Origin of the sequence: Escherichia sp. MOD1-EC6021, from assembly GCF_002965245.1 — a bacterium.
Taxonomy (GTDB): Bacteria; Pseudomonadota; Gammaproteobacteria; order Enterobacterales; family Enterobacteriaceae; genus Escherichia; species Escherichia coli_F.
In genome coordinates this window covers 1-20,444 of record NZ_PTRU01000022.1, presented here as the reverse complement: position 1 = coordinate 20,444, position 20,444 = coordinate 1, and the positions used below count along the sequence as shown (strand labels likewise).

The window sequence follows — 20,444 nt, the reverse complement described above, 5'->3', positions numbered from 1 at the left end:
GTAGCGGCAGTTGTTTACGCTTTTATTACAGATTTAATAAATTACCACATTTTAAGAATATCATTAATCTGTAATATATCTTTAACAATCTCAGGTTAAAAACTTTCCTGTTTTCAACGGGGCTCTCCCGCTGAATATTCGCGCGTTAATTAAAATCAGGAATGAAAATGAAAAAGAGCACTCTGGCATTAGTGGTGATGGGCATTGTGGCATCGGCATCCGTACAGGCCGCAGAAATATATAACAAAGACGGTAATAAACTGGATATCTATGGCAAAGTTAAAGCCATGCATTATATGAGCGATAATGACAGTAAAGATGGCGACCAAAGTTATATCCGTTTTGGTTTTAAAGGCGAAACACAAATTAACGATCAACTGACCGGTTATGGTCGCTGGGAAGCAGAGTTTGCCGGAAATAAAGCAGAGAGTGATACTGCTCAGCAAAAAACGCGTCTTGCCTTTGCCGGGTTGAAATATAAAGATTTGGGTTCTTTCGACTATGGTCGTAACCTGGGGGCGCTGTATGACGTGGAAGCCTGGACCGATATGTTCCCGGAATTCGGCGGCGATTCCTCCGCGCAGACCGACAACTTTATGACCAAACGCGCCAGCGGTCTGGCAACGTATCGGAACACCGACTTCTTCGGCGTTATCGATGGTCTGAACTTAACCCTGCAATATCAAGGAAAAAACGAAAACCGCGACGTTAAAAAGCAAAACGGTGATGGCTTCGGCACGTCATTGACATATGACTTTGGCGGCAGCGATTTTGCCATTAGTGGGGCCTATACCAACTCCGATCGCACCAACGAGCAGAACCTGCAAAGCCGTGGCACGGGCAAGCGTGCAGAAGCATGGGCAACAGGCCTGAAATACGATGCCAATAATATTTACCTGGCAACTTTCTATTCTGAAACGCGTAAAATGACGCCAATCTCTGGCGGCTTTGCCAATAAGACGCAGAACTTTGAAGCAGTCGCTCAATACCAATTCGACTTTGGCCTGCGTCCATCGCTGGGTTATGTCTTATCGAAAGGGAAAGATATTGAGGGCATCGGTGATGAGGATCTGGTCAATTATATTGATGTCGGTGCTACATATTATTTCAACAAAAATATGTCAGTTTTTGTTGATTATAAAATCAACCAACTGGACAGCGATAACAAATTAAATATTAATAATGATGATATTGTCGCGGTTGGGATGACCTATCAGTTTTAATGGAGATTGCCGGATGCGGCGCATCCGGCACTTTTCACTCACGCGGTTAACTTCACCGGTTCATCACGAAAATCATCCGCCGGTTCCAGCTTCAGATTCAGTGTCGTCAGCAGTTCACGCAGCTTCTCATGAAACTCACGCAGGGTATGTTCCAGTCGCTCAACCACTTCGGCATCTTTTACCGGAACGTTCTTCCAGTCGCCTGCTTTATCGAACAGACCAAACTGGTAGCTGTAAGTAAAACGGGATTCCTGCGCTTCAAGCTCCATCCACCAACCCCAGAACTCACGCACTTCCGGCGCTGGTTTCACGTTGACGCATACAGCCAGACAATCGAAAAAGAATCGATTATCTTCGCACTTACCTTCACGAATATAGGGGCCTAGTGCGGTAAATTTTTTGATCAATCTGCTCTTCGGGTGTCCACTCGGTAACGTCATTGCGATCTCCTGTTGTGATGCACCTGTTTTACCAAACTGGTAAAATTTAGCAAATTTTTAACACAATCGTTTTTCGATCCAGCTCGTGATTTCCTGAAGACCTTTGTCAAAATTCCGATACACCGGATTAAATGGAATCTCTAACAATTTACCATCAGCAGATGATGAGGTGATTAAGCGTGAGTCCTCTTCCGGGCTGAACGGATCGTTCTTCCAGTAGCCTGATAACATTGGCGTTGGGCAGCGACGGCCCAGCAATCCTTGCACTTTTAATGAATAACGATTCAGTTCCACACGCAACGCTTCATCGGAAGCATCATGCATCCCCAAGCGACTCGCCAGAACGTCAAGATACATTTCCGGCACCTGTTGCTGGCACTTAAAATCACTCAACAGGGTATGAACTACCGGACCAAGACAGGCAACCGCTTTCAGACGCGGCGATTCAAGATATGCCAGACGCACAGCAACGTTAGCGCCAAAACGGAAACCAAAGGCCGCGACACGGGTGTGATCCACCCACGGGACGTTAGGCAGCGCCTTTAAGACGTGCTGATGCAACAGGCTGGAGTCCTGGGTGAGCTTCCATTTTGAAGAAAAGCCCACCGACGGCATATCAATAGTCAGCATCGCAATGCCGCGCGGGGCAAAATAACGTTCATACAGACTGTAATAATCCGTCTGCATCGCATCCAGACCACCACACATTAATACCGTCGGGAACGGGCCATCGCCTTTCGGCATATGCAAAAAGCCGGTGATGGGCGCACCGCCTGGTACGGTAAACTCCATCTGCCGCATCGTGCCCGGCAGACGTTGGGCGGCCTCTTCATAGGCACGGTTTGACAAAGCCTGCGCTTGCTCGGCCAGGTCATCCCCTTTCAGATGAGGATAGGCGGCAATGTTGTACAACGTGGCCGCATGCAGCCAGTGACGACCACTGAGTTGTGGATCTTCTTCCGCACAAGCTTTTTGTTGCCACACCATCGCCTGGGTGGCCCATTCATAAATCCAGTTGCCGCCGCGGTAGCCAATCACCGTATCGTATAAATCATCGTCGGTACGTTCAGCATCGCTCATCACAATACGCGCCTGAACGTCGAGGATTTCACGTGGGTCAATGCCGCGCCAGATCCACATCAGACGGTTTATCATGCGATACCAGTGGGGGATGGTTTTACCATCAAGGGCCGACTGCACAGGCGGTTGTGCGCCGTGATTAAAGCGGCGGACTAGCGTCGAGGTTTCAGGATGTTTAAAGCGGGGTTTGAACAGGGTTTCGCTCAGGTTTGCCTGTGTCATGGATGCAGCCTCCAGAATACTTACTGGAAACTATTGTAACCTGCCTGAAGTTAAAAAGAACAACGCCCGGCAGTGCCAGGCGTTGAAAAGATTAGCGACCGGAGATTGGCGGGACGAATACGACGCCCATATCCCACGGCTGTTCAATCCAGGTATCTTGTGGGATATCAACAACATAATCATCAACCAGCGGACGACCTGCCGGTTTAGCGAAGATGGTGACAAAGTGCGCTTTTGGATACATTTCACGAATCGCAACCGCAGTACCGCCGGTATCCACCAGATCATCAATAACGATGAAGCCTTCGCCATCGCCTTCTGCGCGTTTCAGCACTTTAAGCTCGCGCTGGTTGTCGTGATCGTAGCTGGAAATACAAACGGTATCGACATGACGAATACCCAGTTCACGCGCCAGTAACGCACCCGGTACCAGACCGCCACGGCTTACGGCAATAATGCCTTTCCATTGTTCAGAAGGCATCAGTCGGCTTGCGAGTTTACGTGCATGGATCTGCAACATGTCCCAGGTGACGATGTATTTTTCGCTCATGTGAAGTGTCCCAGCCTGTTTATCTACGGCTTAAAAAGTGTTCGAGGGGAAAATAGGTTGCGCGAGATTATAGAGATCTGACGCACTAAAAACCAGTATTTCACATGAGTCCGCGTCTTTTTACGCACAGCCTCTCCCTGACGCGGGATAAAGTGGTATTCTCAAACATATCTCGCAAGCCTGTCTTGTGTTGACAACATTTTCTGCTAACCCTGTGACCTGCAATACTGTTTTGCGGGTGATCGACAAGGAGACTTAACGTGTCTGAACTGTCTCAATTATCTCCACAGCCGCTGTGGGATATTTTTGCCAAAATCTGTTCTATTCCTCACCCGTCCTATCATGAAGAGCAACTCGCTGAATACATTGTTGGTTGGGCAAAAGAGAAAGGTTTCCATGTCGAACGCGATCAGGTGGGTAATATCCTGATTCGTAAACCTGCTACCGCAGGTATGGAAAATCGTAAACCAGTCGTCTTGCAGGCCCACCTCGATATGGTGCCGCAGAAAAATAACGATACCGTGCACGATTTCACTAAAGATCCTATCCAGCCTTATATTGATGGCGAATGGGTTAAAGCGCGCGGTACCACGCTGGGCGCGGATAACGGCATTGGTATGGCCTCTGCACTGGCGGTTCTGGCTGACGAAAACGTGGTTCACGGCCCGCTGGAAGTGCTGCTAACCATGACCGAAGAAGCCGGTATGGACGGGGCGTTCGGCTTACAGAGCAACTGGTTGCAGGCTGACATTCTGATTAACACCGACTCCGAAGAAGAAGGTGAAATCTACATGGGTTGTGCTGGGGGTATCGACTTCACCTCCAACCTGCATTTAGATCGTGAAGCCGTTCCGGCTGGTTTTGAAACCTTCAAATTAACCTTAAAAGGTCTGAAAGGCGGTCACTCCGGCGGTGAAATCCACGTTGGCCTGGGTAACGCGAACAAACTGCTGGTGCGCTTCCTGGCGGGACATGCAGAAGAACTGGACCTGCGTCTTATCGATTTCAACGGCGGCACACTGCGTAACGCCATCCCGCGTGAAGCCTTTGCGACCATTGCTGTCGCAGCTGATAAAGTCGACGCCCTGAAAACGCTGGTGAATACCTATCAGGAGATCCTGAAAAACGAGCTGGCAGAGAAAGAGAAAAATCTGGCCTTGTTGCTGGACTCTGTTGCGAACGATAAAGCTGCCCTGATTGCGAAATCTCGCGATACCTTTATTCGTCTGCTGAACGCCACCCCGAACGGTGTGATCCGCAACTCCGACGTGGCAAAAGGCGTGGTTGAAACCTCACTGAACGTCGGTGTCGTGACCATGACCGACAACAACGTAGAAATTCACTGCCTGATCCGTTCTCTGATCGACAGCGGTAAAGACTACGTGGTGAGCATGCTGGATTCGCTGGGTAAACTGGCAGGCGCGAAAACCGAAGCGAAAGGCGCATATCCTGGCTGGCAGCCGGACGCTAACTCTCCGGTGATGCATCTGGTACGTGAAACCTATCAGCGTCTGTTCAACAAGACGCCGAACATCCAGATTATTCACGCGGGTCTGGAATGTGGCCTGTTTAAAAAGCCGTATCCGGAAATGGACATGGTTTCTATCGGGCCAACCATCACCGGTCCACACTCTCCGGATGAGCAAGTTCACATCGAAAGCGTAGGCCATTACTGGACACTGCTGACAGAACTGCTGAAAGAAATTCCGGCGAAGTAATTTTTTGATTTGCTGCCGGATGGCGTTTGATCGCCTTCCGGCAGTTTCATCCTTTCTTATCCTTCGATAAAAGCCATCCCTGTAAACGTCCGTCGCGGGTTGCCACGTTCAATCTGGTGATGGAACATTCGCCGCTGCGATTTCAGCGCCGCACTATGTTCCTGTTGTTGCTGTTCCAGCTTCCAGGCAATCAGTAATCGCGCCAGCCGTTTGTTAGCATGCTGACTGCGCTCTGACTGAACCTTCACACTAATACCGGATGCCAAATGCGTGGCGCGCACAGCCGAGTCGGTTTTATTGACATGTTGACCGCCCGGCCCCGACGAACGCAGCGTCTCATAATGGATCGCATCGGATTGCTCCTGCTCATCTGCAGTAAAACGCCCAATGCCCAGAAACCAGTTTTTGCGCCCATGATGAGGGCGATACGGACTCGGACAAATCCACTGGATAGTGCCACACCAGCTTTCGCTTAGTGCCCATGCGTTGTCGCCATCAAGTGAAACCAGCGCCGAACGTAGTGTGTCAGAGTAGCGACCCGTTTCTGTTTCCAGCACCGTTACCGCGACGTCTTGTCGGGCAGCTTCTTTAATCAGCCTGTCCAGTGCCTTTTTCACTGCGAGACAACATTCTTCCGGCCCCTGAGCTGAGGAGAGTTGTAGCAAGATCATCCTTTTTTCCCTCCACTGTTTTTGAGCGTCAGCACCGGACGCAGTTGCGCGACAGGAATAATTAAACCGGCCTGCACCAGACATTGCACCACACTTTCAGCCGATTTATAGGCTTGTGGCGCTTCTTCAAAGATGAGTTGTTTATCGCGACAAATTACCCGGCTGCCAAGTTCAGTACGTGAGAGCTGCGTCGCTGTGTATTTCGCTGCCAGACGCCCTTTACACTCGGTGCGCCCCCATTTACGCCCTGCCCCATGCGCCAGCGAGTGGAGCGTTTTTTCGTTCGCAACAGGCTTAACCAGCCAGGAGTAATCACCGCGTGAACCGGGAATAATCACCAGACCGTTGTCATCCGGCGTAGCCCCTTTACGGTGTAACCATCCTTGTTGATCGCCGATTCGACATGCGCTAACAAAGTTATGCGCCACATCCAGAACCGAATTTCCGTTGGCCTTAACTTGTTGCATTATGCGCAAAGCGATCAGCTGGCGATTAATACGCGCAAACGCCAGCGCATCATCATGTTCCGCAATATAACTTAGCGCGTCGTCACTGCCTTCCGGCAAACCATGATGCGAAAACGAGGCAATATGCCGCTGTAAAATAGACTGCCCTAAACCACGCGAGCCGCTATGGACCAGCAGTTGCAGATGCTGCGCATCCAGACCTGACAGTGCAAACAGTTCCGCGTCCATGATTTGATCAATCTGTTGCAGTTCTGCAAAGTGGTTACCGCCACCGATAGAGCCAAGCGCGCAGCGCCACGGATGCTGTGCAAACGCTGACGGCAGGTTTTCCTCCAGCCAGCTTTCTTCAGCAACGTCATCCAGCGCAGATAATCGCTTTTCAAACTTATCGGCGTTGTATTTACGCGCGAGAATATCTGTTTGCCATAGCGCCATACCGCAGCCGATATCATTGCCGACCAGTGCCGGGTAAAAACGGCCTACGGAGAAGAACGCTGCGCCAATCGGATAGCCGCGTCCAGGGTGTAAATCTGGCATCCCTACGACGCGTTGCATGTCGGGTAAATTTGCCGTGGTGTGTAATTGTTGGATCGCTGAACTCTCGATCCACAGGTCATCAGATGCGATGGTAAATACCGCATCGGATAAGGGACGAATATATTTGCCCATGTACCATTCCATTTATACTCGTCATACTTCAAGTTGCATGTACTGCGACTGCGTTCGTTCACCCCAGTCACTTACTTTAGTAAGCTCCTGGGGATTCACTCGCTTGTCGCCTTCCTGCAACTCGAATTATTTAGAGTATATAAATATAAAAATCAGGAAATGGCAGACGAATCCAGGGCAAGAAAAAAAGAATTAATCCTGGAAAGGTCTGCAAAGAGTCATTGATAAAGGATTTTTCATGATTTACCTCCTTGCAGTTTGTGGAATAAGAAAACGCGCACATATTAGGCGGGCGTTATTTTCATTGCAAGCTGGATTTAGTGTTGCGGTTTATATCGCATATGAAAATTAGTAAACCACGCTCCCCGGCATTCAACGCGCTGCTGCTTAACTGTCTGAAAACCATAACGTTCAAAAAAGGGTTTTGCGGTTATGCTGGCATCTACCGTAAGTTCGGATTCAGACTTAATCAAAGGTTTTAACAAAGCGCTGGCAACCCCGCAGCGGTTGTATTTCGGATCAACAAATAACATATCGATATAATGCTCAATGCAGGTAATAAAGCCGACCAGTTGTGTATTAATCACCGCAACCCGCACTTGTGATTTCGCGAGTTTCTCTTTCCATCGATGTTCATCAATCTGCGCCCAGGCGGCAATTTGTTGTGGTGAATAATGCTGACTGGCGGTCATCGTAACCGCTCTAATAAAAATAGCGCATAGCTGCTGAAAATCGCCAGGCTGATAGTCTCTTATTTGTATATTATTCATAATCCCAGCACCAGTTGTCTTTCCATTTGCGGATCAAGCAACGTCACATGCAGCCCCACCAGTCGCACACCGCGTCCGCCCCGGCGTTCATCCCAGGTTTTACGCGCAGTGGCGATCAAGTCAGCTTTATTCAGCCGCGGCCAGACGTGTTCCTGGGTGGTTTGCTGAAAATCGTCGAACTTTAATTTCACCCCCTGGCGGGCAATCAGTAAATCAGGTTTTACCTTTGCCAGACGACGCTCCAGTTCAGGGTAAAGCCGCTCGATGATCGCTTCACATTCAGACCAGTGATGAATATCTTCCGCCATGGTGCGTTCTACACCGACGGATTTTCGCAACCTTTCGCTGTTAACGTCGCGCTCGTCAATCCCCTGACTACGCTCCCACAAAATGCGACCAAATTTGCCAAAGCGTTTAAGCAACGTCACCAGATCACACTTTTGTACATCGCCGCAGGTCCGCAGCCCCATCGCTTCCAGTTTTGCCGCCGAGACTTTGCCGACACCGGGAATTTTTGCCAGCGGTAAGGTTTGCAGAAATGCCGGGACGTCCGCCGGCGTAATCACAAACTGTCCGTTGGGTTTATTCATATCAGAGGCGATTTTGGCGAGAAACTTGACCGGCGCAACGCCCGCAGACGCCGTCAGTTGCAGCTCGTTGAAGATCGTCTGGCGGATTTCCTGAGCGATAAGGGTCGCAGAGCCGTGGCAATGTACGCTGTCGGTGACGTCGAGATAGGCTTCATCCAGTGACAGCGGCTCAATACGCGATGTGTAGCGAGAGAAGATTTCGCGGATATGATTTGACGCTTCTTTGTAGGCGTCAAAGCGCCCTGGAAGCAAGGTGAGATGCGGACACAGTTTGAGCGCCATGCCGGTTGGCATTGCGCTACGCACGCCAAATTTACGCGCGGGATAATTGGCGGTGCTGATCACCCCCCGGCGTTCGCGGCTGCCGCCAATAGCAATAGGGATATCGCGCAGGGCGGGATTGTCGCGCATCTCCACCGCGGCGAAAAAGCAGTCCATATCCACATGAATGATTTTACGCATTGCTCACCTCTCAACACTGGTAAAGTATACAGTGATTTCAGAGTTTGAGAAATGCGTAAAGATTCAGCATTTAACGCGTTCGCTGCGAAAGCACCTGCTGCTTATCCAGCTTTTTCACCAGCGGCTGCACCACCTTATCCCCATGCTGACCAAAATATTGATACAACGTATCAGACGCGCTTTTGGTGAGCACCATAATCTCAATGCGCCGGTTACCCGCGCTTTGCGGATTTTTCGCGTCCAGCAGCATCTGGTCCGCCATTGCGCTCACCTGCATCACTTTATCTTCCGGCATTCCGGCGTCTTCCAGCACCCGACGGGCCGAGAGCGCACGATCGCCCGAAAGGTTCCAGTTGTTGTAGATATTGCTTTTATAGGCCATCGCATCGGTATGCCCGGTAATAATAATTTTGTTATCGAGCGAGTCGAATACCGGCGCGAGCTCCACCAGCAGAGTTTTAAAGAACGGCATAATCTTCGCGCTGCCGCGTTCAAACATATTGCGGTTCTGGTCATCTTTAATCAGCACGCGTAATCCCTGCGGGACAATCTCCATCTCCAGATTGGCTTCCATATGCGCATCGCGGGCGATGGTGTTGATACTGGTCGCCAGCTCGCCAAGCTCAGTGGCGGACTTCTTCTTCAGTAGCGCCGTTTTCTCGTTGACGTCGCGGGCTTTTTTCTCCGTCTCTTCCGGCACCGCCACGGTGGCAGGTTTCAGCGGATGCGTCGGGCTGATTTTATTTAACGGCGATAGCCCGCCGCCATTGAAAATCGACTGCCCGTGCAGCGCGGCGATAATGCTTTCACGCTCGGATTTACTGACGCTGTTGACAATCAACTTTATTGTCGTCACCAAAGGGGCTGAGCGTATTTCCGAGGTTTCTGCCCGCTTTACCCTGGACGCGATGCCCGGCAAGCAAATGGCGATTGACGCCGATCTTAACGCCGGGTTGATCAACCAGGCGCAGGCGCAGACCCGCCGCAAAGATGTTGCCAGCGAGGCCGATTTCTACGGCGCGATGGACGGGGCATCGAAGTTTGTGCGCGGGGATGCCATCGCCGGGATGATGATTCTGGCGATCAACCTGATTGGCGGCGTTTGTATCGGGATCTTCAAATACAACCTGAGCGCCGATGCCGCCTTCCAGCAATATGTGCTGATGACCATCGGCGACGGCCTGGTGGCGCAGATCCCGTCCCTGCTGCTTTCCACCGCGGCGGCGATTATCGTCACCCGCGTCAGCGACAACGGCGATATTGCCCATGACGTGCGCCACCAGTTGCTGGCAAGCCCGTCGGTGCTCTACACCGCCACCGGGATTATGTTCGTGCTGGCGGTGGTGCCGGGAATGCCGCACTTCCCGTTCCTGATGTTCAGCGCCCTGCTTGGTTTTACCGGCTGGCGAATGAGCAAACGCCCGCAGGCGGCGGAGGCGGAAGAGAAAAGCCTCGAAACGCTGACCCGCACCATCACTGAAACCAGCGATCAACAGGTCAGTTGGGAAACCATTCCGCTGATCGAGCCCATCAGTTTAAGCCTCGGTTACAAGCTGGTGGCGCTGGTGGACAAAGCGCAGGGCAACCCGCTCACCCAGCGTATTCGCGGCGTGCGGCAGGTGATTTCCGACGGCAACGGCGTGCTGCTGCCGGAGATCCGCATTCGGGAAAACTTCCGCCTCAAGCCCAGCCAGTACGCCATTTTCATCAACGGCATTAAGGCTGATGAAGCGGATATTCCGGCGGATAAACTGATGGCCCTGCCCTCCAGCGAAACCTACGGCGAGATTGACGGCGTGCTGGGGAACGACCCGGCGTACGGGATGCCGGTGACCTGGATTCAGCCCGCGCAGAAGGCGAAGGCGCTGAATATGGGGTATCAGGTGATCGACAGCGCCAGCGTAATTGCCACGCATGTGAATAAGATTGTGCGCAGCTATATTCCTGATTTGTTTAACTATGACGATATTACTCAGCTGCATAACCGTTTGTCGTCAATGGCACCGCGCCTGGCAGAGGATTTGAGTGCGGCGCTGAATTACAGCCAGTTGCTGAAAGTGTACCGGGCACTGCTGACCGAAGGCGTTTCCCTGCGCGATATCGTCACCATCGCCACCGTGCTGGTCGCCAGTAGCACCGTCACCAAAGATCATATTCTGCTGGCGGCCGATGTGCGCCTGGCACTGCGGCGCAGCATTACCCATCCGTTCGTTCGCAAGCAGGAGCTGACGGTGTATACGCTGAATAATGAGCTGGAAAATCTGCTGACCAACGTGGTGAATCAGGCGCAACAGGCCGGCAAAGTGATGCTCGATAGCGTGCCGGTTGACCCAAATATGCTCAACCAGTTCCAGAGCACGATGCCGCAGGTGAAGGAGCAGATGAAAGCGGCAGGTAAAGACCCGGTGCTGCTGGTGCCGCCGCAGCTGCGCCCGTTGCTGGCGCGTTATGCGAGGTTATTTGCGCCGGGGTTGCATGTGCTGTCGTATAACGAAGTGCCGGACGAGCTGGAGTTGAAGATTATGGGGGCGTTGAGTTGATTGAGGATTCTTTTCCATACTTTGCAGCACCTGACACCATTAATTGACGTCACACTGCAAAGAGACTACGATGACACCATACAATGACGTCATGGATTGATAGTATGATTAAGGTCAGCGCGCTAGGCTCTCGTCATAGAAAAACATTCGACGATGTAATGACGGAGCCGCCAAAATCTGGAATTAAATGGGATGATGTTGTTGCTCTCATTAAAGCGGTGGGTGGATCAATAAAAAATAACAACGGCTCCAGACGAAAATTTCAGATTGGAACGACCAAATTCAGCACACATGAGCCGCATCCAAAGAATGTGATGGATAAAGGCGCAGTAGCAGGTCTTAAGGAGTGGTTTGTTAACTGTGTAGGGGTAGATTATGAATAAAGCATCGAACATTATCACAATTAAAGGTCAACCAGCCGCAGTGACATTTGAAGCCGATATCAACGCATTTCGCGGCAAGTTCCTCAATGTAAACGGTTATTGTGACTTTGTAGCCACAAGTATTGAGGCATTATATCGTGAAGGCGAAAGCGCTCTGGATGAGTGGATGGCGGATTGTGAAGAGGACGGTATTGCCCCTTTTCGTGAAGAAGAAGAGCAAAAACGCCTGACGCTTCGTGTGCCGCATCACATCGATTCGCGGCTGACCATCGTCGCCAGACAACATTCCATTTCAAAAAACCAGCTCATTATTGATGTCTTAGAACGTGAGTTTTCAGCCCAGATGTAAACAGGTCGTCAATATTACCCATTTACAAAATCGTCTCTTCCGTCAAAATCCGCCGCGCGCCTAAAAAATGATCCTGCCAGAAAGGTTCAGCTAACCGACTTACCCGAATGGTTTCCCCGGTGCGCGGCGACTCGATAAACTGACCGTCTCCCAGATACACGCCCATATGGTCGGCAATCTCGCGGCTGTGAATATGGAAAAACAGCAAATCTCCCCGGCGCAGGTCGTTATTTGCCACAATGGTTGCCCGACGGTAGTGATACATCTCATTGGCCGTGCGCGGGAGTTTCGCCTCGAGGATCTTGTTGTAGGCATAAAAAACCAACCCGCTACAGTCGAAGCCTTTATCAGGCCGCGTACCTCCCCAGACGTAAGGCTTACCAAGCTGCTGCTCCAGACGGTGAATCGCTACTTCGGTGATGTTATGCAGATGGTCGCTGCTTAAGAAATGGTTGTTTTCCGCCAGCGCCTGCCAATGTTTATCGCTCAACTTCAACGGTGCAGGGAACCACTCAGGATGCTGTTTTATCTGCTCCCGGTTGTGCTGGCGCAGCGCCCTTCTGCTTTGTGCATCGCCTTCCACAATGTAGCTGGCCTGTTTTTTCAGATGCGCGTGGTATCGCTTTAGCAATCGCGTACGGTTTTGCATCCGCTGGCGGGCGGCGTAGCTGAAAGAGATATGTGATGCGGTGGCGCTGGCAAATGAAGAAAACGGCAAGCAAAGCAACAATAATCCCGACAACACAAAAGAGGGAATCGACGGCAAAGACATTCTCAATAATGGCTGGTCATGCATTGATGTTGCAGTGTATCCCGGCCCGTACCTGAACAAACTTAATAAACCATTATTATAAAATTAATAAATATATTTCAGTTAATTATGTAAAAACATCCGTTTATTAAATTACTCATGGATTGTCGTTGTTGCTCATTTGAGCTACAATTCAAGCTGAATAAATATACAGCACAGGAGATACCCCAATGGCTGCTAACGCGTTTGTTCGCGCCCGAATCGATGAAGATCTGAAGAATCAGGCGGCGGACGTACTGGCCGGGATGGGGCTGACCATCTCTGACCTGGTTCGCATAACCCTCACAAAAGTCGCGCGTGAAAAGGCATTGCCGTTTGATTTACGCGAGCCTAATCAATTAACCATTCAATCAATTAAAAACAGCGAAGCTGGCGTTGATGTTCATAAGGCCAAAGACGCCGATGATTTATTTGATCAATTAGGAATTTAAATATGATTCAAAGGGATATTGAATACTCGGGACAATTTTCAAAGGATGTAAAACTTGCACAAAAGCGTCATAAGGATATGAATAAATTGAAATATCTTATGACGCTTCTTATCAATAATACTTTACCACTTCCAGCTGTTTATAAAGACCACCCGCTGCAAGGTTCATGGAAAGGTTATCGCGATGCTCATGTTGAACCGGACTGGATCCTGATTTACAAACTTACCGATAAACTTTTACGATTTGAGAGAACTGGAACTCACGCGGCGCTATTTGGGTAAAGCCCGCTTCCGATGAAATTTGTAAACCCTGCGCCGACAGGCTTGCGTAAAACTCTTTTGGTGATAATGTGAGCCTTCCAAATCCAGACTATTCCGATTTGGGATCCATTTTGCCGTCCTGGCGTGTGTAACCGTTTTATCAAGGAATAAGCAGTATGCGTAAAATCGCATTAATTCTTGCGATGTTGTTGATCCCGTGCGTTTCGTTTGCCGGTTTGCTGGGCAGCAGTAGCTCGACCACGCCAGTGAGCAAAGAGTATAAGCAGCAGTTGATGGGCTCCCCTGTCTACATCCAGATCTTCAAGGAAGAACGTACGCTCGATCTCTACGTCAAAATGGGCGAGCAATATCAACTGCTCGATAGTTATAAAATCTGTAAATATTCCGGCGGTTTAGGGCCAAAACAGCGTCAGGGCGATTTCAAAAGCCCGGAAGGGTTTTATAGCGTCCAGCGTAATCAGTTAAAACCAGACAGCCGTTACTACAAAGCGATTAATATTGGTTTCCCCAATGCCTATGACCGTGCGCATGGTTATGAAGGGAAATACCTGATGATCCACGGCGATTGTGTTTCCATCGGCTGCTACGCGATGACCAATCAAGGTATTGATGAGATCTTCCAGTTCGTTACTGGCGCGCTGGTGTTTGGTCAGCCGAGTGTGCAGGTAAGTATTTATCCTTTCCGCATGACCGACGCCAACATGCAGCGCCATAAATATTCCAACTTTAAGGACTTCTGGGAGCAACTGAAGCCGGGTTACGACTACTTTGAGCAAACCCGTAAGCCACCAACCGTTTCTGTGGTCAATGGCCGTTACGTCGTCAGCAAACCGTTGAGCCATGAAGTGGTGCAGCCACAGCTGGCATCAAACTACACGCTCCCCGAGGCAAAATAAGCGCCATTCGCCTGGCATAATCTTTTGCCAGGTTTCATTGCCCGTCAGCGGCTGTGTCGCAATCACCGTGACCACATCATTCGGTGTGGTCTGCGAGCTGAAGTCGATTTCCACATCCTGATCCAGCAACGTTGCCACGCCAAACGGCGCGCGGCGGGTGATCCAGTGCAGATTGGTCGAGCAATACGCCATTACATAGCGTCCGTCCGAAAGTAGCATGTTGAAAACGCCCTTCTGCCGCAGTTCATCCGCCAGTGAGGCGATATATTTAAACACTGCCGCCATGTTGCCCGGTGTGCGCGGGTAACGCTGTGTTAATTTATGCAGCAGCCAGCAAAAGGCTTTTTCGCTGTCGGTTTCACCTACCGGACGGAAGTTGCCGGTTTCCAGTGACTTGTACCCCGTCAGTTGCCCGTTATGGGCATAAGTCCAGTTGCGTCCCCATAACTCGCGGGTAAACGGGTGAGTATTTTCCAGCGCCACCTCGCCCCGATTGGCCTGGCGAATATGAGCCACCACCGAACAGGATTTTATCGGGTAGTCCTGGACAAGTTTGGCGATGGGGGAATTAAAGCTGGGTTGTGGATCTTTAAATGTGCGACAGCCTTTACCTTCGTAAAAGGTAATGCCCCAGCCATCTTTATGTGGCCCGGTTCCACCACCACGCTGCACCAGACCGGTGAAACTAAAGCAGATATCGGTAGGGACGTTAGCGCTCATCCCGAGCAATTCGCACATGGGTAACCTCCACAACAGCGGGAGCGCATGGCCCCCGGCGAAGATTGATTTAAGAATTTTCAGGTCGGATGCGGCGTGAATGCATTATTCGGCCTACGGTTCGGGTACAGATTTGTAGGCATGATAAGACGCGTCAGCGTCGCATCAGGCATCAGCGCACAAGTGCCGGATGCGGCGTAAACGCCTTATCCAGCCTACGCCAGACTTACTTAACCATCTCTTTTTCAATTAACTGGATCAGGATATGGATCACTTTAATGTGGATCTCCTGAATGCGGTCGGCATAACCAAAGTGCGGAACGCGAATTTCAATATCCGCCGTGCCAGCCATTTTGCCGCCATCTTTACCGGTCAGGGTGATCACTTTCATCCCCTTCTCACGCGCCGCTGCGATCGCTTTGATCACGTTTGCAGAGTTACCGGAGGTAGAGATCCCCAGCAATACATCGCCTTCGCGACCTACCGCTTCAACGTAGCGGGAGAAAATATCATTGAAACCGAAATCATTACCGACGCAGGAAATATGACTAACGTCAGAAATGGCAATCGCCGGATAGCCCGGACGGTTTTCACGGTAGCGCCCCGTCAACTCTTCGGCAAAGTGCATGGCGTCGCAATGGGAACCGCCATTACCGCAGGAAAGCACCTTACCACCGGCTTTAAAGCTATCTGCTAACAGGACCGCCGCGCGCTGAATGGCGTGAATATTGGCGTCATCTTTTAAAAAGTTAGCCAGCGTTTCCGCCGCTTCGTTCAGTTCGTTACGAATAAGATCCTGGTACATGAGGATATCCTTCAGCATAAATGTAATAGACAAAATGCAGTGTACCGGATACCGCCAAAAGCGAGAAGTACGGGCAGGTGCGATGACCAGGACTTTTTGACCTGAAGTGCGGATAAAAACAGCAACAATGTGAGCTTTGTTGTAATTATATTGTAAACACATTGCTAAATGTTTTTACATCCACTACAACCATATCATCACAAGTGGTCAGACCTCCTACAAGTAAGGGGCTTTTCGTTATGATGATTTTGAGTATTCTCGCTACGGTTGTCCTGCTCGGCGCGTTGTTCTATCACCGCGTGAGCTTATTTATCAGCAGTCTGATTTTGCTCGCCTGGACAGCCGCCCTCGGCGTCGCTGGTCTGTGGTCGGCGTGGGTACTGGTGCCTCTGGCCATTATCCTCGTACCGTTTAACTTTGCGCCTATGCGTAAGTCGATGATTTCCGCACCGGTATTTCGCGGTTTCCGTAAGGTGATGCCGCCAATGTCGCGCACTGAAAAAGAAGCGATTGATGCAGGCACTACCTGGTGGGAAGGCGACTTGTTCCAGGGTAAGCCGGACTGGAAAAAGCTGCATAACTATCCGCAGCCGCGCCTGACGGCTGAAGAGCAAGCGTTTCTCGACGGCCCGGTAGAAGAAGCCTGCCGGATGGCGAATGATTTCCAGATTACTCATGAGCTGGCGGATCTGCCGCCGGAGTTGTGGGCGTACCTTAAAGAGCATCGCTTCTTCGCGATGATCATCAAAAAAGAGTACGGCGGGCTGGAGTTCTCGGCTTATGCCCAATCTCGTGTGCTGCAAAAACTCTCCGGCGTGAGCGGGATCCTGGCGATTACCGTCGGCGTGCCGAACTCATTAGGCCCGGGCGAGCTGCTGCAACATTACGGCACTGACGAGCAGAAAAATCACTATCTGCCGCGTCTGGCGCGTGGTCAGGAGATCCCTTGCTTTGCACTGACCAGCCCGGAAGCGGGTTCCGATGCGGGCGCGATTCCGGATACCGGGATTGTCTGCATGGGCGAGTGGCAGGGCCAGCAGGTGCTGGGGATGCGACTGACCTGGAACAAACGCTACATTACGCTCGCGCCAATTGCGACCGTGCTTGGGCTGGCGTTTAAACTTTCCGACCCGGAAAAACTGCTGGGTGGCGCAGAAGATTTAGGCATTACCTGTGCACTTATCCCGACCACCACGCCAGGCGTGGAAATTGGTCGTCGCCACTTCCCGCTGAACGTACCGTTCCAGAACGGACCGACGCGAGGTAAAGATGTCTTCGTACCGATCGACTACATTATCGGCGGACCAAAAATGGCCGGGCAAGGCTGGCGGATGCTGGTGGAGTGTCTCTCCGTGGGCCGCGGCATCACCCTACCTTCCAACTCAACCGGCGGCGTGAAATCGGTAGCACTGGCAACGGGCGCGTATGCGCACATTCGCCGTCAGTTCAAAATCTCTATCGGTAAGATGGAAGGGATTGAAGAGCCGCTGGCGCGTATTGCCGGTAATGCCTACGTGATGGATGCTGCGGCATCGCTGATTACCTACGGAATTATGCTCGGTGAAAAACCTGCCGTGCTGTCGGCTATCGTTAAGTATCATTGTACCCACCGTGGGCAGCAGTCGATTATTGATGCGATGGATATCACCGGGGGTAAAGGCATTATGCTCGGTCAGAGCAACTTCCTGGCACGAGCTTACCAGGGCGCACCGATTGCCATCACCGTTGAAGGGGCCAACATTCTGACCCGCAGCATGATGATCTTCGGTCAGGGAGCGATTCGTTGCCATCCGTACGTGCTGGAAGAGATGGAAGCGGCGAAGAACAATGACGTTAACGCGTTCGATAAACTGCTGTTCAAACATATTGGCCACGTCGGCAGTAACAAAGTTCGCAGCTTCTGGCTGGGCCTGACGCGCGGTTTAACCAGCAGCACACCAACCGGCGATGCCACTAAACGTTATTATCAGCACCTGAACCGCCTGAGTGCCAACCTCGCCCTGCTTTCTGATGTGTCGATGGCGGTGTTGGGCGGCAGCCTGAAACGTCGCGAACGCATCTCGGCACGTCTGGGGGATATTTTAAGCCAGCTTTACCTCGCCTCTGCCGTTCTGAAGCGTTATGACGACGAAGGCCGTAATGAAGCCGACCTGCCGCTGGTGCACTGGGGCGTACAGGATGCGCTGTATCAGGCAGAGCAGGCGATGGACGATTTACTGCAAAACTTCCCGAACCGCGTGGTTGCCGGGCTGCTGAATGTGGTGATCTTCCCGACCGGACGTCATTATCTGGCACCGTCTGACAAGCTGGATCATAAGGTGGCGAAGATTTTACAAGTGCCGAACGCCACCCGTTCACGTATTGGTCGCGGTCAGTACCTGACCCCGAGCGAGCATAACCCGGTTGGTTTACTGGAAGAGGCGCTGGTGGATGTGATTGCCGCCGACCCAATTCATCAGCGGATCTGTAAAGAGCTGGGTAAAAACCTGCCATTTACCCGTCTGGATGAACTGGCGCACAACGCACTGGCGAAGGGGCTGATTGATAAAGATGAAGCTGCTATTCTGGTGAAAGCTGAAGAAAGCCGTCTGCGCAGCATTAACGTTGATGACTTTGATCCGGAAGAGCTGGCGACGAAGCCGGTAAAGTTGCCGGAGAAAGTGCGGAAAGTTGAAGCCGCGTAATTGAATAACGGAGCCGAAAGGCTCCGTTTCTTTATCCGCTAATTATTTAAAATTAAAGCCATCCGGATGGTTTTCCAGGCTGCCGGTCAACGCCGCGAATAGCACCGTTTTACCATCAATCGAAAGCGCATCATTCACATTCAACCAGGTGAGTTTCTCTTGCGAGGTTTTCTCATCAATGGTCGAGAACAGCCCCGTCATCTGATTAGATTTCTCGGACCACATCACAGCGATACGTTGCGAGCCACAGTCATGCGGTTTGCACGCGCTCATCACCTGATACGTCTCATCCCCCAATGTCACGGTTTGTGCGGGGGTATAAGTACCGCCTTTCATCACCCAGGCTGGCAGCTTATGCCCTTGTACCATCTGATTAAATGCAGCTTTGGTGGTTTCGCCCTTTGCCAGGCTGCTAATGGTTAAATCATCCTGCGCCATTGCACTGGTGGCGATGACCAGTGCGGCGACTGTCGTTATTGCCTTAAACATCATTCCTCCCGAGCTTATCCTGCCCATGTTATTAACCTCCTAAAGCCTGGCGATAACACGATAATTTGCAAATCAGATATTTCCAATATCAGCATTTGTTATCAATTTATTCTGCGCTAAGGCAACTGCCTGATAAGGTGTTAAAGTTATAAAACCCTTCGCATAAAGGAGTTGTACACCGTGCCTGGTTTGAAGATTACGCTTTTGCAGCAACCACTGGTGTGGATGGATGGTCTTGCCAACCTGCGCCATTTTGATCGTCAACTGGAAGGTATTACCGGGCGCGATGTGATCGTTCTACCGGAGATGTTTACCAGCGGCTTTGCCATGGAAGCGGCAGCTTCGTCGCTAGCACAAGATGACGTAGTGAACTGGATGACAGCTAAAGCGCAGCAGTGCAATGCGCTGATTGCAGGCAGTGTTGCATTACAAACGGAGTCTGGTCCGGTTAACCGCTTTTTGCTGGTTGAGCCGGGCGGCACGGTACATTTTTATGATAAGCGTCATCTGTTCCGAATGGCAGATGAGCATCTGCATTATAAAGCGGGCAATGCACGAGTGATTGTGGAATGGCGCGGCTGGCGTATTTTGCCGCTGGTGTGCTACGACCTGCGTTTTCCGGTGTGGTCGCGCAATCTCAACGATTATGACCTCGCCATCTACGTCGCCAACTGGCCTGCCCCACGCTCTCTGCACTGGCAGGCATTGCTGACAGCCCGCGCGATTGAGAATCAGGCGTATGTGGCGGGATGCAATCGCGTCGGCAGCGATGGCAACGGCTGCCATTATCGCGGTGACAGCCGGGTGATTAATCCACAGGGCGAGATTATCGCTACTGCCGACGCGCATCAGGCAACGCGCATTGATGCGGAGCTGTCGATGGCGGTGTTAAGGGAATATAGAGAAAAGTTTCCGGCATGGCGGGATGCGGATGAGTTTAGGTTGTGGTGAGTGGTGTTGTGTTTAAGGCCGGGGAGAGTTGGGGTATGACTACGAAAGCCCGCTCTCCTGCGACCACTTTTTATCATAGGAGTGTGGAAGTGCTTTTCCATCAATCGCGATGACGTCTCAGGGAAAGATTACGAAAGCCCGCTCCCCGCAAGGACTGACGCCAGATGCTTTCTGTCCATGGCTGCTTTTCGCATCTTACGTCTTAACCCTGCCTTGAATACCTTATCATTCGTCAAAATATTAAT

At 51.2% G+C, this 20,444-nt stretch carries 21 protein-coding genes and 2 pseudogenes; 10 read left to right on the top strand and 13 right to left on the bottom strand.

Going from position 1 to position 20,444, the window contains the following annotated elements:
* Positions 1 to 167 precede the first annotated feature (167 nt).
* Complete coding sequence (gene phoE / locus BEB54_RS20690; protein ID WP_105277742.1) at positions 168 to 1,223, top strand: phosphoporin PhoE; 1,056 nt, start codon at positions 168 to 170, stop codon at positions 1,221 to 1,223.
* Between the two features lie 38 nt (positions 1,224 to 1,261).
* Here phoE and crl read toward each other — a convergent pair whose 3' ends face one another.
* From crl to gpt, 3 genes are all read right to left on the bottom strand, one after another.
* Positions 1,262 to 1,663, bottom strand: coding sequence for a sigma factor-binding protein Crl (gene crl / locus BEB54_RS20685; RefSeq protein ID WP_000174675.1), 402 nt, complete (start codon positions 1,661 to 1,663; stop codon positions 1,262 to 1,264).
* Positions 1,664 to 1,720: 57 nt separating this feature from the next.
* Complete coding sequence (gene frsA / locus BEB54_RS20680; protein ID WP_000189544.1) at positions 1,721 to 2,965, bottom strand: esterase FrsA; 1,245 nt, start codon at positions 2,963 to 2,965, stop codon at positions 1,721 to 1,723.
* A gap of 91 nt (positions 2,966 to 3,056) precedes the next feature.
* The gene (gpt, locus tag BEB54_RS20675) at positions 3,057 to 3,515 is read right to left on the bottom strand and encodes a xanthine phosphoribosyltransferase (protein ID WP_001291990.1); all 459 of its coding nucleotides are present in this window, start codon (positions 3,513 to 3,515) and stop codon (positions 3,057 to 3,059) included.
* Positions 3,516 to 3,775: 260 nt separating this feature from the next.
* On the opposite strand from gpt, the gene pepD reads away from it, so the two are divergent.
* Positions 3,776 to 5,233 (top strand): cytosol nonspecific dipeptidase, encoded by a 1,458-nt coding sequence (gene pepD / locus BEB54_RS20670; RefSeq protein ID WP_032302480.1) that lies wholly within the window; start codon positions 3,776 to 3,778, stop codon positions 5,231 to 5,233.
* A gap of 56 nt (positions 5,234 to 5,289) precedes the next feature.
* On the opposite strand, the gene prfH is transcribed toward pepD, so the two are convergent.
* From prfH to lafU, 5 genes are all read right to left on the bottom strand, one after another.
* The gene (gene prfH, locus BEB54_RS20665) at positions 5,290 to 5,904 is read right to left on the bottom strand and encodes a peptide chain release factor H (protein WP_105277741.1); all 615 of its coding nucleotides are present in this window, start codon (positions 5,902 to 5,904) and stop codon (positions 5,290 to 5,292) included.
* Positions 5,901 to 7,040 (bottom strand): RNA ligase RtcB family protein, encoded by a 1,140-nt coding sequence (locus tag BEB54_RS20660; RefSeq protein ID WP_183083039.1) that lies wholly within the window; start codon positions 7,038 to 7,040, stop codon positions 5,901 to 5,903. Before BEB54_RS20660 ends, prfH begins: the two co-directional genes overlap by 4 nt.
* 317 nt (positions 7,041 to 7,357) lie before the next feature.
* Positions 7,358 to 7,810: a GNAT family N-acetyltransferase gene (locus tag BEB54_RS20650; RefSeq protein WP_088542288.1), complete on the bottom strand. Its 453-nt coding sequence runs from the start codon at positions 7,808 to 7,810 to the stop codon at positions 7,358 to 7,360.
* Positions 7,807 to 8,862, bottom strand: a complete 1,056-nt coding sequence (dinB, locus tag BEB54_RS20645; RefSeq protein WP_105270901.1) for a DNA polymerase IV — start codon at positions 8,860 to 8,862, stop codon at positions 7,807 to 7,809. Before dinB ends, BEB54_RS20650 begins: the two co-directional genes overlap by 4 nt.
* A 70-nt stretch (positions 8,863 to 8,932) precedes the next feature.
* Positions 8,933 to 9,718 (bottom strand): putative lateral flagellar export/assembly protein LafU, encoded by a 786-nt coding sequence (gene lafU, locus BEB54_RS20640; protein ID WP_000207580.1) that lies wholly within the window; start codon positions 9,716 to 9,718, stop codon positions 8,933 to 8,935.
* On the opposite strand from lafU, the pseudogene BEB54_RS20635 reads away from it, so the two are divergent.
* From BEB54_RS20635 to BEB54_RS20625, 3 genes and pseudogenes are all read left to right on the top strand, one after another.
* Positions 9,684 to 11,402: pseudogene (locus BEB54_RS20635) on the top strand (flagellar biosynthesis protein FlhA); the annotation flags it as partial. The gene lafU and the pseudogene BEB54_RS20635 sit on opposite strands and share 35 nt — an antisense overlap.
* A 104-nt stretch (positions 11,403 to 11,506) precedes the next feature.
* Complete coding sequence (locus BEB54_RS20630) at positions 11,507 to 11,785, top strand: type II toxin-antitoxin system HicA family toxin (RefSeq protein WP_000598759.1); 279 nt, start codon at positions 11,507 to 11,509, stop codon at positions 11,783 to 11,785.
* On the top strand, positions 11,778 to 12,134 hold the full coding sequence (locus tag BEB54_RS20625) for a type II toxin-antitoxin system HicB family antitoxin (protein WP_001030482.1): 357 nt from the start codon (positions 11,778 to 11,780) through the stop codon (positions 12,132 to 12,134). Before BEB54_RS20630 ends, BEB54_RS20625 begins: the two co-directional genes overlap by 8 nt.
* Before the next feature lie 22 nt (positions 12,135 to 12,156).
* On the opposite strand, the gene BEB54_RS20620 is transcribed toward BEB54_RS20625, so the two are convergent.
* A complete protein-coding gene (locus tag BEB54_RS20620) occupies positions 12,157 to 12,906 on the bottom strand; it encodes a C40 family peptidase (RefSeq protein WP_064735797.1) in 750 nt (249 codons plus the stop codon).
* 209 nt (positions 12,907 to 13,115) lie between these two features.
* On the opposite strand from BEB54_RS20620, the gene dinJ reads away from it, so the two are divergent.
* The 3 genes from dinJ (at position 13,116) to dpaA (ending at position 14,553) form a co-directional block, all read left to right on the top strand.
* Entirely contained in the window at positions 13,116 to 13,376 is a 261-nt protein-coding gene (gene dinJ / locus BEB54_RS20615) for a type II toxin-antitoxin system antitoxin DinJ (RefSeq protein WP_032183287.1), read from the top strand.
* Positions 13,377 to 13,378: 2 nt separating this feature from the next.
* Positions 13,379 to 13,657 (top strand): type II toxin-antitoxin system mRNA interferase toxin YafQ, encoded by a 279-nt coding sequence (yafQ, locus tag BEB54_RS20610; protein WP_000615979.1) that lies wholly within the window; start codon positions 13,379 to 13,381, stop codon positions 13,655 to 13,657.
* A gap of 155 nt (positions 13,658 to 13,812) precedes the next feature.
* Positions 13,813 to 14,553: a peptidoglycan meso-diaminopimelic acid protein amidase gene (gene dpaA / locus BEB54_RS20605; protein ID WP_001225681.1), complete on the top strand. Its 741-nt coding sequence runs from the start codon at positions 13,813 to 13,815 to the stop codon at positions 14,551 to 14,553.
* On the opposite strand, the gene BEB54_RS20600 is transcribed toward dpaA, so the two are convergent.
* Complete coding sequence (locus BEB54_RS20600; RefSeq protein ID WP_000333380.1) at positions 14,524 to 15,291, bottom strand: class II glutamine amidotransferase; 768 nt, start codon at positions 15,289 to 15,291, stop codon at positions 14,524 to 14,526. The two genes, dpaA and BEB54_RS20600, sit on opposite strands and share 30 nt — an antisense overlap.
* Before the next feature lie 205 nt (positions 15,292 to 15,496).
* A complete protein-coding gene (lpcA, locus tag BEB54_RS20595; RefSeq protein ID WP_000284050.1) occupies positions 15,497 to 16,075 on the bottom strand; it encodes a D-sedoheptulose 7-phosphate isomerase in 579 nt (192 codons plus the stop codon).
* Positions 16,076 to 16,314: 239 nt separating this feature from the next.
* On the opposite strand from lpcA, the gene fadE reads away from it, so the two are divergent.
* The gene (gene fadE / locus BEB54_RS20590; RefSeq protein WP_000973094.1) at positions 16,315 to 18,759 is read left to right on the top strand and encodes an acyl-CoA dehydrogenase FadE; all 2,445 of its coding nucleotides are present in this window, start codon (positions 16,315 to 16,317) and stop codon (positions 18,757 to 18,759) included.
* A 42-nt stretch (positions 18,760 to 18,801) separates the two neighbouring features.
* Here fadE and ivy read toward each other — a convergent pair whose 3' ends face one another.
* Positions 18,802 to 19,248 carry an Ivy family C-type lysozyme inhibitor gene (gene ivy, locus BEB54_RS20585; protein WP_001308392.1) on the bottom strand — a complete coding sequence of 149 codons (447 nt, stop codon included), beginning with the start codon at positions 19,246 to 19,248 and terminating at the stop codon, positions 18,802 to 18,804.
* A 180-nt stretch (positions 19,249 to 19,428) separates the two neighbouring features.
* On the opposite strand from ivy, the gene yafV reads away from it, so the two are divergent.
* The gene (gene yafV / locus BEB54_RS20580) at positions 19,429 to 20,199 is read left to right on the top strand and encodes a 2-oxoglutaramate amidase (protein ID WP_032183285.1); all 771 of its coding nucleotides are present in this window, start codon (positions 19,429 to 19,431) and stop codon (positions 20,197 to 20,199) included.
* A 128-nt stretch (positions 20,200 to 20,327) separates the two neighbouring features.
* Here yafV and BEB54_RS20575 read toward each other — a convergent pair.
* Positions 20,328 to 20,444, bottom strand: a pseudogene (locus BEB54_RS20575) (ISAs1 family transposase); the annotation flags it as partial.